The following is a 12698-nucleotide window of genomic DNA, read 5'->3' on the forward strand; positions in this document are numbered from 1 at the left end:
CCGTCAGCGCCAGGAGCGGCGACCAGAGAGACCGTGACCGACGCGCAGCGCGACATGGCCTTCAGAATATTGACCACGGCAATGGCGATCCTGCGGGACGACCAGCCCTTCGATCCCGCTCGTACGATATTCGGCCGCATTCTTGCGGCGCGGCCTGAGCGCGGTGTAGTAGGTGTTACGGAGTATTGCTTCGTGAATCCGGTTTTGCCGGATACGCAAATCATCGTAGTTGCGATACCCGATCCGCTCGACCCCTCCGCCGACCGCACGAAAGTCAACCGAGTCGTCACCGACTTCACGATCCGTTTCAGTCCACTATTGACAGACATTAGCCGCTCGACGCTGGAAGACCTCTTTCCTCTCGATATCGGCTACTGGATCGATGGGGACGGCATCCGGCGGTCCGGCAATGATATGGGAGTGTTGCCGCCGCAGGTCCGTCTGCATGGCTATCGCTATCGTGCTTCGAATCTGCCGACGAGCCGGTTCCCGGTGGATGTAGATCTGGCTTTCGGAGACCCAGACCCAAACAATCCGGCGCCTGATGAACCCAAAACGCCGGTCCTGATGGACGTTCTCCTGAATCGTGACTATTCCGCGCTGAGACCGCGACGCCGTGGACAGAATCCCTCGTGAACAGATGGTGGCAAAGGGCGTCGCCCGATGACCAAGAACAGGAGTGAACTGGCGCGGCCCCAAACCGTTTTCACAGCCATTTCAAAAGCAAAAGCGAGGCGCAAACCCGTTCTCCGGTGGATCTAGCCTCAGCTCCGAAAACTATTCCTCCCCAACCGTCTCGACATAGTTATCAACCGCGCTACTGACCGTAGGATGAAAGCGCGCATCGCCGATCAGATCGGTCAGCTCGAAGCGCCTGAGCTTGTCGCGAACCGGATCTTTCATCTCCGCAAAGTGCAGTGCAATCCCGCGCTCGTCGAGCGAGCGCGTCAGCTCCCGCAGCATGTCGGCCGAGGTGACGTCCACGCTCGTCACCGGTTCGGCCGCCACCACCACGCGCTTGACGGGTGCCGGCGAGTCGGCGACGGCTTCGAGCAGGCGCTCCTGAAACTGCTCGGCATTCGCAAAGAACAGCGGTGCATCCCAGCGAAACAGCACGAGTCCGGGGATTCGCTCCGCGTGCGGATAACGCTCCAGGTCGTGATAGCCGCGCAAACCCTCGACGCGACCGAGCACCGCGTAGTGTGGTCGCCAGCCGTCCCACAGAAACTCGATAATCGCGATGACCACCGCGAAGCCGATGCCTGGAATCGCGCCGAACACCGCGACGCCGGCAAAGCAGGCCATCGACAGCCAGAACTCCCATTGCTGGATGCGGAAAATCCGCTTCAGGTCCGTGATCTCGAACAGGCCGATCGCCGCCGCGATGACAACCGCGGCGAGCGCGCTGTTGGGCAAGTAGTGCATCAGGTTGGGCGCGACCAGCAGCAGCGCCGCGACCGCCAGCGCGCCGACCACGCCCGTCAGTTGCGTCTTCGCGCCCGCCGCCTCGGCGACCGGCGTGCGCGACGAACTGCTGCTGATCGGGAAACCGTGGAACAGGCCGGCCGCGAGATTGGCCACGCCGAGCCCGACCATCTCCTGATTGGGGTCGACGCGGCTGCGAAAACGTGCCGCGAAGGTCCGCGACAGCACGCTGGTATCCGCGAACGAAATCAGCGCGACCGCGCAGCCGCCGAGCAGTATCTTCACCAGATCGGCGTCGGTGAGCCACGGTAGCGCAAAGGTCGGCAGGCCTTGAGGGATCTTGCCGAGCACTCTCACGCCGACGCTATCGAGGTGCAATGCGCTCACGCATAACGTCGCGACGATCACGGCGATCAGAATGCCCGGCAGTTTCTCGAACCGCTTGAGAAACAGGATCAGCACGAGGCTTCCCGCGCCCACCGCGAAGCTGTACCAGTTCGATTTGCCATCGGCGATGGCCTGCACGAGGCTCACGATGTCCCGCAATGGCCCGCGCTCTTCGATCGAAATGGCAAACAATTTGGGTAACTGACTGATCAGCACCGCGAGCGCGATGCCGTTCATATAGCCGTATCGAATCGGCTTAGACAGCAATTCTGTGATGAATCCCAGCCGCAGCAAGCCCATCACGATACAGAAAACCCCGGACACGATCGCCATCATGCTGGCCGCCGCAATCGCGCGCGACGGGTCGCCCGCCGCCACTTGCACGACGACCGCCAGAATCGGAGCCGCAAGCGCGGAGTCGGGGCCCAGCACGAGAATCCGGCTCGGGCCGAAGAGCGCGTACGCCAACAACGGGACGATCGTCGCGTAGAGGCCGAACACGCCGGGGACCCCCGATGCCTCCGCGTAAGCGATCCCGACTGGTACCAGCATCGTGGTCAGTACCAGTCCGGCCGTCAGATCGCTCGGCAGCCAGCTCAAGCGGTACGCCTTGAGCACCGTCAGTCCCGGCAGCCAGCGCATCAAGCGGTGCTCGCTGCTTGCAGTGGTCTGCTCTTTGTGAGGAACTGGCCTGTCCGCTTCCATTTTTGGAATGTTCGCAGTCGAGGACGCCGCGCCACGGATTGTGGGCGGCCCTGTCATTCGAAGGATAGTCCAGACCTTTCATCGGCGACAGGGAGGAGGCACACCGATTGCGCATCAAGGCCGTTTGCGCCTCAGCAGCCACCCGATGCCCCCTGCCAGTGCCAGCACCGCCGCGCCATACACCGCGTTGCGATGCCGATCGGTAAACAGCTCCCAGCAGTACGCGCGCGCTTCATCGTCAAAGCGGCCATGCGCGGCGTAGTGGCCGGGCACCGGCTCGTAGAGATTCGCGGGCGCATCGGCGGGCAATGGTTCATCGGTCAGTTGCCCGTCGTAACCCGCACGCGCGAGATAGTGGTCGAGCAGCGTCGGCGCGATCCGGTTCGCGAGGATCGCCTTGACCGTCGACCACCCGACCCACACCTGTCGCCGCCGATGAGTGGCCGCAAAGTAGATCGCCCGCGCCGCCACTTCCGGCTGAAACACCGGCGCCACCGGCCGCGCTCTGCGCCCCGTGCGATTGAGCGCCCAGTCGAATTGCGGGGTATTGACCGCGGGCAGATCGACCATCGTCAGATGGATATCGACCCCGTCGTGCAGCAACTCGGAACGCAATGAATCGGTAAAGCCGCGCACAGCGAACTTCGCGCCGCAATACACCGACTGCAACGGCACCGACCGGTACCCGAGCGCCGAGCCGACATTGACGATCGTCCCGTGCCCGCGCGCGCGCATCACGGGGAGCGCCGCCAGCATGCCGTTGACCTGCCCCAGATAGGTCACCTGCGTGCCGCGTTCGACATCGCGCGCACTGAGCGCGGACACCGGCGCAAACGCGGTCGCCATCGCGACGTTGACCCACACGTCGATGCCGCCCAGCTCGCGATTCACGCGCTGCGCGGCGCGCTCGATCGCATCTGCATCGGCGACGTCGGCGGGCAACGCGAGTGCGCGCATGCCATAGGTCGCGGCGATCTCCTCGGCGGCACGCGCGAGCCGTCGCGGCTCGCGCGCGATCAGCCCAACGTCATAGCCCTGGCGCGCGAACTCGGACGCGGTGGCGCGCCCCACGCCGGCACTTGCCCCTGTAATGACGACGACGCCCTTGCGCTCGACGTCGCCGCTGCTGGTGTCGGTTTGCACCGTCATAGCGTCGCTGGCCACTTTGAACACCTCCCAGGCTGCGCATCCAGTGAGGTGTGAAGCAAAGCGCAGTCCCGCCGATTCGAGCCGGACAGCGGCGCCGGAAAAACAAATGGCCGCAGCACGAGGCTGCGGCCATCCGGTAGCGGCTAAAGAGGCTTAACTCACGTCACGTTCATCGCCAACGCACTCTCGCGATAGTGCTCGCTCGCCTTGTCGGTGTCTCCAAGCTGCTCGTGCAGACGCGCGAGCGCGCGATGCGAACGGATCTTCAGCGTCTCGTTGTCGGCGAGCTTCAGCGCGCGTTCGAGGAACGACTGCGCCTTGCCCCACAACTGCTGATGCAGACACAGACGCCCCAGCGCGAACATCAGGTCCGCGTCTTCCGGCCGATCCTTCTGCCACGCCTCGGCCTTCTGGATGAGCGGCAACGCATCGCCGCCGGCCGTGTCCGGATAGCGCCGCAACAGCCGCGCATCCCAGTTCTGCGCAAGCGCTTCCTCGACGATCTTGCGCGCCTCTTGCGGACGATTCAGCGCGACCAGCAGTTCGGCGGCGGTATCGGCGAGGCGCGGCGAATGACGCTCGGTCGCCGACAGCGAATGCCACAATTCGAGCAGCGCCTCAGCGTTGTGGCGACGATCGCGCAGCAAATTTTCCGCCGCCAGCTGACGCAGACGCACCGCGACCGCCGGATGGATCGCCTCGCGCTTCTCCAGCGTCTTGACGAGCTTCAGCACTTCGCCCCAGTTCTTCAATTGCTGCTGCGCGCGCAGCATGATCTGCTGCGCGTGAATGCGCCGCGCCCCTTGCGATTGCATCTCGGTGAGCGCATGGAGCGCGCCGTCGGCGTCGCGGCCGTCGGCGCGCATGTCGGCGGTGGCCATCAGGCGCGCGTCCTGCCACTCGGCTTCGTCGATCTGCGCGAGCCATTCGTCGCGCCGCCCATACTCATGCATGCGATGCGCGGCGGTGGCCGCGATCAAACCGGCCGCGCCCTTGTTGTCGCCATTCGTGAGCGCGTCCTTGGCAGCCTTTTCCGCGCGCGAGAAACGTCCCGCGTACAGGTTGCCGATCGCGTCGCGCAACGCCGCGTGCGCCTTCGCGACACGCGCGCGCGCCCGGTACGCGGCGACGCGCTGCGGCATGCGCCAGATATTGCGGATGATGCGCAACAGCGCGTAGAGCAGGATGAACAGCACCACCAGCCCGACGATGAACAGATTCAGCGACATGTCGACGCGGTACGGCGGATAGATCAGCAGCACCTGCCCCGCGTCGAAGCGCCCGCCCACCGCGAGCATGACCGCGACGGCGAACAGCGCCGCGAGCCACAGAAGTCCCCGGATCGCCATGATTAACCCCGGTTCCGGTATTGATTGACGGCCTGCAGGCTCGTATCGAGGTTCGGCAGCTCGACCGCGGCCGAACCGGCGTCCACCTGCTTGACGAGATCGATGACCATCTGCGTGTCTTTCGACGAAGTGTCGAAGTAGCGTGTCAACGCAGACTGCGCCGCCTCCAGGTCGGACTTCAGCGTGGTCTGGTTGCGCGACAGCAGCGCGAGACGCGCCGATAGCAGACGCAGCTTCAGGTTCTGGCGCACGAAGTAGCCTTGATCCGGCGTAACCAGCATCGCGTCGGCGTTATCGATACGGCGCACCTGCACGAGGCTCGACAGCTGTTCGCCGATGCCGTGCGTGACCTCGTCGATCCACACTTCCCAGCGCGGCTTGCCGGTGGCCGCCGCCACCTTGGCGGTGTCGGCCCACGTGGCCGCGTGCGGCGTGGCACGCGGAATCGGTGCTTCACCCGAGAGCGGCAGGCCGCTCACGTGATCGATCGCGTTGTCGAGTTTGATCGCGAGGCCGGTCAGATCGGTGGACGGTGCGGCCTTCAGCTTGTCGATGTCTTGCGCGATCGCCTTGCGCACGGCGAGCGCCTGCGGGCTATCGGACGCCGCGAGGCGCGTATCGGCGCTTTGCAATGCGAACAGCGCGAGCTGGGTATTGCCGGTCAGCTGCAACTGCTGGCTGGCCGCCGACAGCATCTGCCCGACTTCGGCGAGCGTCCAGTCGTCGCGATTGCGCGCGAGATCCGCGTACTGCTGTTGCAGCGCCTGCTGCGCGGCCTGTGCATCGGCGAGCTTGCCTTCGAGCTGCGCGACCTGCGCGTCCGATTGATGCACGGTGGCGAGCGCCTGGTCGATCTTGATGCGCAGCTCGTTGGTCTGCGTGTCGTTGGCCTGCTGACGCTGCGCGAGCTCCTGCTCGGTGCGCACCAGCTTGCGGTTCATCGCGAAGCCGCCCACGCCCACCGCGCACGCGATGACCACGATGACTAACCACAGCAGCGGTCCGCTCGTGCTGCTGCGCTTTTGCGCTTCGTACGGCGTGAAGGGTTGATTCGGCGGCAAGGCGGTGCTTGCCGGCGGCTGAGGTGAGGCGTTCGTGGATGCGTTCGTTTCAGTCATGCGTGGTTGAGCCGGGTTGGACGATACCGGTTGGACGACGGGAGGCACGGCGGCCGCGGCCACGAGGGCGCGGACTATGCGCTCGTCGCCCGCGCCGGACACCGTAATCCTATCAAAACCCAATGCCCGCGCGGTCTGCGCGATGCGGGGATGCGGCGTGACGAGCGGCGCGTGTTTGAGCTGCTCGATCTCGCCGGCGGTCAGATGTTCGTGCGCGAGTTCCTGCAGATTGCGTACGCCTTCGGAGCTGCTCAGAAGCCATGCGTGCGGCGCGCCCGCGAGCAGTTCGTGCACGCGCGCCCAGGCGCCGATCGACGGCTCCGGCACGATGCGCCGGTACGCGGCGACCGTGTCGACTTCGGCGCCAGCTTCACGCAGGCGCTCGCTGAGCCATTCGCGGCCGCCGTCGCCGCGCACGATCAGCACGCGCTTGCCTTCGAGGCCCGCGGCGCCGAGTTGCGCCTCGATCGCCGCAAACAGGCCCTCGGAGTCGAAGCTCGTCGATTCGTCGTCGGCACCCGCTGCGGGGCTGATCACGCGATGCTCCGGCGCGCTGACGCCGTGGCGCGCGAGCGCATGCACGCTGCCCGGACCGACCACGCCGACCGGCAGCGCGTGCGGCCAGATATCGTGATGGCGCGCGAACGCGTGATCGACCGCGTTCGGCGACACGAACACGACCAGCGCGTAGCGTTCGAGCGACGCGAGCGCGGCGCACAACGGCGCGTCGTCGATGACGGGCGCGATATCGATCAGCGGGAAGTCGAGCGACGCGAGTCCGGCTGCTTCGAGCCGTTCGACGAGTTCGCTCGACTGGCCGGCCGGCCGCGTGATCACGACCGTGAACGGCGCCTTCCCGGGCGTGCCGGCGGCCATCACTCGCTGGCCGCCGCGCCGGGCGCAGCCGCGGGACCGCTCGCGGTGCTGAGCGCGCGGACGATCTCGAGCGCGCCTTGCTGCACGAGCGACTGCGCCACTTCCTCGCCGAGCGCGAGCGCGCGTTCGATGGTGGGCGCCGGCGCCGACGCCTGCGCGCTCAGTACGCGCTGGCCGTCCGGCGTCGCGACGATGCCGCGCAGATGCAGCGCGCCGTCGCCCCAGGTTGCGTAGGCGGCGAGCGGCACCTCGCAGCTGCCGCCGAGCGCGCGCGACACCATCCGCTCCGCTTCGACCGCCGCCGCCGTGTGCTGATGATGCAGCGGCGCGAGCCATGCGGCGAGGTCCACGCGATCGGCGCGAATCTCGATGCCGAGCGCGCCTTGGCCCGCCGCGGGCAGACTATCCTCGGGATCGAGCAGCGCGCGGATGCGCTCGGCGAGACCGAGACGCTTCAGCCCGGCCGCGGCCAGAATGATCGCCGCGTAGTCGCCGCGATCGAGCTTGGCGAGTCGGGTATCGAGATTGCCGCGCAACGGCCGCACGTCGAGATGCGGATAGCGCATGCGCAGCATCGCTTCACGGCGCAGGCTCGAGGTGCCGACCACGGCACCGGCCGGCAGCGCGGCGAGCGAGTCGTACTCATTGGATACGAGCGCATCGCGCGGGTCCTCGCGCTCCATGATGGTGGATAGCGCGAAACCGGCGGGCAACTCCATCGGCACGTCTTTCAGCGAATGCACCGCGAGGTCGGCGCGGCCATCGGCGAGCGCGGCTTCCAGCTCTTTCACGAAGAGCCCCTTACCACCGACCTTCGACAGCGTGCGATCGAGAATCTGATCACCACGTGTCGTCATTCCGAGGATTTTTACGTCACAAGATGGATATAATTTGTGCAGCGCACATCGCACGTGCTCGGCTTGCCACATGGCAAGGCGGCTCTCTCGCGACGCAATCACAAGCGTGTGGGGTGGCGTGGAAAACGTCTCGGTGTTCATTAGCTTGCTGCTTGATGTCGTGATGGGATAACAATCAATGTTAGCACGCGCCCTTATTTGTGCCCTTGGGTTCCAAGGCACCGCGGGGCGCCGTGCGCAAGCGCTATCGACGGAGGAGACGGGCTTCGCGCCGCGCGGCGGCATGCGGGATGATGCAATGCGGCGAACACGCCGCGGCAATGCGTGCCGCGCGTTCAGTCTCTCCGCGGGCTGGCAGCCCGTGGCTCCCTTCTCCCTCGTCGGCGTCGCGCGATCGGCAGCGCTTGCGCGGTTCGTCGCACGCGGTGCGGCACGCGCGGCTCGCTTCGTAGCGGGTCGGCAGTCGCCGTTTGCAGTCCGCCGTCTCAAGTCTTTGTTGCAGTCGCATTAGCAGTCTGTCTTGTAGTCCGTTGCGCAGTCCCTATTGCACGCAGTTCACGTTGTACTTGCTGGTTGCAGTTCGCAGTCGCAGTTCATCAATCAACAGACCCTGGCTTCCCCGAGGAAACTCATCGTGACGTCTTCCGGATCGGCGCGCCCCGCCCGCCGCAACACTGCCTCGCACACCGCTCGCCCGGCCGACGCCGCGGCGCCCGACGTCCTGTCCAACGCTGCCGCGCAAGCCGCCAAGGCCTCGAAGGCCTCGCAAACCTCTGTGCCCGTCAAGCAGGAGAAGGCGCCCAAAGCAACGAAATCCGGCAAGGCCGAAAAAGCCGCGACTTCGGCCACCGCCAGCAAGCCGGCCAAGGTCAAGATCAAGATCGAAGGGGACGCGACACCCCCGCGCGCCGCTAAAACGGAAAAGCTCGAGGCCGTGTCGCAAGCTGAGCCCGCCGCCGCGCCCACCGTGAAGAACGGCGGCCGCACGCGCGAGGACAAGGACCACCCGCTGTTCCAGGACATCCGCTATCTCGGCCGGCTGCTCGGCGACGTGCTGCGCGAGCAGGAAGGCGACGCCGTATTCGACGTCGTCGAAACGATCCGGCAGAACGCGGTGCGCTTCCGTCGCGAGGACGATAGCGCCGCCGCGCAGACGCTCGACAAGAAGCTGCGCTCGCTGACGCCGGAGCAGACCGTCAGCGTCGTGCGCGCGTTCAGCTATTTTTCGCATCTCGCGAATATCGCCGAGGACCGCCACCGCAACCGTCGTCACCGCATTCATGCGCTCGCGGGCTCGGCCTCGCAGCCGGGCACGATCGCGCATGCGCTCGAGCGGCTCGTTGCGGTCGGTGCCGCCGCGACGCCGGTGCTGCAGCGGTTTTTCGATCACGCGCTGATCATGCCGGTGCTGACGGCGCACCCGACCGAGGTGCAGCGCAAGAGCATTCTCGACGCGCAGCACGACATCGCGCGGCTGCTCGCCGAGCGCGACCAGCCGCTGACGAATCGCGAGCGCGCGCACAACGAAGCGATGCTGCGGGCGCGCGTCACGTCGCTGTGGCAAACACGGATGCTGCGCGACGCGCGTCTGACGGTCGCCGACGAAATCGAGAACGCGCTGTCGTACTACCGCAGCACCTTCCTCGAAGAAGTGCCGGCGCTGTACGCCGACATCGAGGAGGCGCTGAAGGAGCATGGCCTCGAAGCGCGCCTGCCGCCGTTCTTCCAGATGGGCAGCTGGATCGGCGGCGATCGCGACGGTAATCCGAACGTCACCGCCGAAACGCTCGAAAACGCGATCACCCGTCAGGCCGCGGTGATCTTCGAGCACTACCTGGTGCAGGTGCACAAGCTCGGCGAGGAGCTGTCGATGTCGAATGTGCTCGTCGGCGTGAGCGATGCGCTCAATGAGCTCGCGGCCATCTCGCCCGACCACTCGCCGCATCGCACCGACGAGCCGTATCGTCGCGCGCTGATCGGCATCTACACGCGGCTCGCGGCGAGCGCGCGCGTGCGTCTCGGCGAAGGCAGCGTGCCGCTGCGCAGCGCCGGCCGCGGCGTCGCGCCGATTCGCGCGACCCCTTACGACGACGCCGCCGACTTCGTGCGCGACCTGCACGTGCTGATCGATTCGCTCGCCGAGCATCACGGCGCGCCGCTCGCCGCGCCGCGTCTCGCACCGCTCGCTCGCGCGGCCGAAGTGTTCGGCTTCCATCTCGCGAGCATCGATCTGCGGCAAAGCTCCGACATCCACGAAGCGGTGATCGCCGAGCTGCTGAAGCGCGCCGGTGTCGAGGACGACTACGCGGGGTTGTCGGAAACGGACAAGCTGAACGTGCTGCTCGCCGAACTCGCGCAGCCGCGCGCGCTGCGCGTGCCCTACGCCGAGTACTCCGACCTCGTGAAGAGCGAGCTCGCGGTGCTCGAGGAAGCGCGCCTCACGCGCGAGAAATTCGGCGCGCGCGCGGTGCGCAACTACATCATTTCGCACACGGAAACCGTCAGCGATCTGGTTGAGGTGATGCTGCTGCAGAAGGAAACCGGCCTGTTGCGCGGGCGTCTCGGCGACGAGCGCGACCCCGCGCGCGCGGGCCTGATGGTGATCCCGCTGTTCGAGACGATCCCCGATCTGCGCAATGCGCCGCACATCATGCGCGATCTGTTCGCGCTGCTGGGCATCAGCACGCTGATCGAACATCAGGGCAACGAGCAGGAAGTGATGCTCGGCTACTCGGACAGCAACAAGGACGGCGGCTTCCTGACGTCGAACTGGGAGCTGTATCGCGCGGAGCTGGCGCTCGTGTCGCTGTTCAACGAACGCGGAGTGAAGCTGCGTCTGTTCCATGGACGCGGCGGCACCGTCGGCCGCGGCGGCGGCCCGACCTATCAGGCGATCCTGTCGCAGCCGCCAGGCACCGTCGACGGTCAGATCCGTTTGACCGAGCAGGGCGAAGTGATCGCGAGCAAGTTCGCGAATCCGGAAATCGGCCGGCGCAATCTGGAAACCGTCGTGGCCGCGACGCTCGAAGCGTCGCTGCTGCCGCACGACCACACGTTGGCCGAGCTGCCGGTGTATGAGGAAACGATGCAGCAGCTGTCCGATACGGCGATGGCCACGTATCGCGCGCTCGTCTACGAAACCCCGGGCTTCAAGGAGTATTTCTTCGAGTCGACGCCGATCGCGGAGATCGCCGAGCTGAACATCGGCAGCCGCCCCGCGTCGCGCAAGCTGCAGGACCCCAAGCAGCGCAAGATCGAGGATCTGCGCGCGATTCCGTGGGGCTTCTCGTGGGGCCAATGCCGGCTGCTGCTGACCGGCTGGTACGGCTTCGGCAGCGCGGTCACCGAGCATCTGGACAGCGCGCCGTCGGACGCGGAACGCGCGCGCCGCCTCGCGCTGCTGAAGAAGATGCACAAGAGCTGGCCGTTCTTTGCGAACCTGATGTCGAACATGGACATGGTCATCGCGAAGACCGACCTCGCGGTCGCGTCGCGTTATGCCGCGCTCGTGACCGACAAGAAGCTGCGCAAGCACGTGTTCGAGCGCATCGTTGCCGAGTGGGAACGCACGTCGAAGGTGTTGTCGGAGATCACCGGCAAGAGCGAGCGGCTCGCCGAGAATCCGCTGCTCGCGCGCTCGATCAAGAATCGCTTCCCGTACCTCGACCCGCTCAATCACCTGCAGGTCGAACTGCTCAAACGCTATCGCGCGGGCGACACCAATGCGCGCGTGCGGCGCGGCATTCATTTGTGCATCAACGGGATCGCGGCGGGGTTGCGCAATACCGGTTGAGCTCGACGCTGAAGCAAGCAAAAGCCGGGTGTGGCCGACGCAGGCCACACCCGGCTTTTTTCATTGCGCGTCGAGATGGCGAACAACGCGTTGCGCGAATCCAGCCGCTACAATAGAGCCCGCCATGTACCAGTACAAGTTCGGCAATTATTCTGGTATCTCTACTACTCCCCTCCACGCGCAGCCGATAGCATGACGACGCCGTCCTCCGCCGATCACCCGCCGCCGCTCGACGCCACGCCGGCCCGCGCACTCGGCGACTTCATCCGCGCCCATCGCGAGCGGCTGTCGCCGCAGGCGGTCGGTCTGCCGCCAGGGCCGCGCCGCCGCACGCCCGGTCTGCGGCGCGAGGAAGTCGCGCAGTTATGCGGCGTGAGCCCGACCTGGTACACGTGGATCGAGCAGGGCCGGCCGGTGTCCGCTTCCGCCGATGCGCTCGCGCGCATCGCGGTCGCGTTGCAGCTGTCGCGCGCCGAGCGCGCGTATCTGTTCGAGCTGGCCGCGCAGCGCGATCCGGCCGAGCCCGATCCGGCCGCTGCCGATGCACCCGCCACGCTGCTGCAAACCGTGCAGCTCATCGACACGCCGGCCTACGTGCTCGACCGGCAGTGGAATGCGCTCGGGTGGAACGAGCGCGCGGCCGATCTGTTCGTCGGCTGGCTCGACGGCGCGCACGACCGCAACCTGCTGCGCTACACGTTCACCGAGCCGGCCGCGCGCGCGTTGATCGTCGATTGGGAAACGCGCGCGCGGCGGCTCGCCGCCGAATTCCGCGCCGACTCGATCCGCCATCTGAACGATGCGCCCACGCGTGGGCTGATCGATTCGCTTTCAGCCGCGAGCGACGAGTTCGCGCGCTACTGGGCCTCGCAGGACGTCGGCGGGCGCGAGGGCGGCAGGCGCGAGTTCAACCATCCGCGCGACGGGCGCATCGTTTATGACCAGATCACGTTCAAGCCCGCGCATCGCGAAGATCTGAAGCTGGTGGTGCTGGTGCGCGAATAGGCCCGCGAATGTGTCCGCGACGGGCGGCAGCGCC

8 protein-coding genes are annotated in these 12698 nt (G+C 66.4%); 3 read left to right on the forward strand and 5 right to left on the reverse strand.

Annotation, left to right across the window (positions count from 1 at the left end; translation table 11 throughout):
* Window positions 1-33: 33 nt before the first annotated feature.
* Complete coding sequence (locus tag AB3X86_RS00155; protein WP_368594494.1) at window positions 34-636, forward strand: hypothetical protein; 603 nt, start codon at window positions 34-36, stop codon at window positions 634-636.
* Window positions 637-777: 141 nt separating this feature from the next.
* Here the strand turns inward: AB3X86_RS00155 and AB3X86_RS00160 are convergent, their stop codons facing one another.
* From AB3X86_RS00160 to hemC, 5 genes are all read right to left on the reverse strand, one after another.
* Complete coding sequence (locus AB3X86_RS00160) at window positions 778-2454, reverse strand: SulP family inorganic anion transporter (RefSeq protein WP_368594983.1); 1677 nt, start codon at window positions 2452-2454, stop codon at window positions 778-780.
* 177 nt (window positions 2455-2631) lie between these two features.
* Window positions 2632-3666, reverse strand: coding sequence for an SDR family oxidoreductase (locus tag AB3X86_RS00165; RefSeq protein WP_368594984.1), 1035 nt, complete (start codon window positions 3664-3666; stop codon window positions 2632-2634).
* Window positions 3667-3824: 158 nt separating this feature from the next.
* Window positions 3825-5015, reverse strand: a complete 1191-nt coding sequence (locus AB3X86_RS00170; protein ID WP_176109267.1) for a heme biosynthesis protein HemY — start codon at window positions 5013-5015, stop codon at window positions 3825-3827.
* A 2-nt stretch (window positions 5016-5017) separates the two neighbouring features.
* Window positions 5018-7009 (reverse strand): fused uroporphyrinogen-III synthase HemD/membrane protein HemX, encoded by a 1992-nt coding sequence (hemDX, locus tag AB3X86_RS00175; protein ID WP_368594495.1) that lies wholly within the window; start codon window positions 7007-7009, stop codon window positions 5018-5020.
* Window positions 7009-8007: a hydroxymethylbilane synthase gene (hemC, locus tag AB3X86_RS00180; RefSeq protein WP_368594496.1), complete on the reverse strand. Its 999-nt coding sequence runs from the start codon at window positions 8005-8007 to the stop codon at window positions 7009-7011. The genes hemDX and hemC overlap by 1 nt, the downstream gene beginning before the upstream one ends.
* 493 nt (window positions 8008-8500) lie before the next feature.
* Between hemC and ppc the strand changes: the two genes are divergently transcribed.
* A complete protein-coding gene (gene ppc, locus AB3X86_RS00185; protein WP_368594497.1) occupies window positions 8501-11659 on the forward strand; it encodes a phosphoenolpyruvate carboxylase in 3159 nt (1052 codons plus the stop codon).
* Window positions 11660-11851: 192 nt separating this feature from the next.
* Window positions 11852-12664, forward strand: a complete 813-nt coding sequence (locus AB3X86_RS00190; RefSeq protein ID WP_368590271.1) for a helix-turn-helix transcriptional regulator — start codon at window positions 11852-11854, stop codon at window positions 12662-12664.
* The last annotated feature ends 34 nt before the right edge of the window (window positions 12665-12698 follow it).

Source organism: Paraburkholderia sp. BR14374 (assembly GCF_040948685.1).
GTDB lineage: Bacteria > Pseudomonadota > Gammaproteobacteria > Burkholderiales > Burkholderiaceae > Paraburkholderia > Paraburkholderia youngii.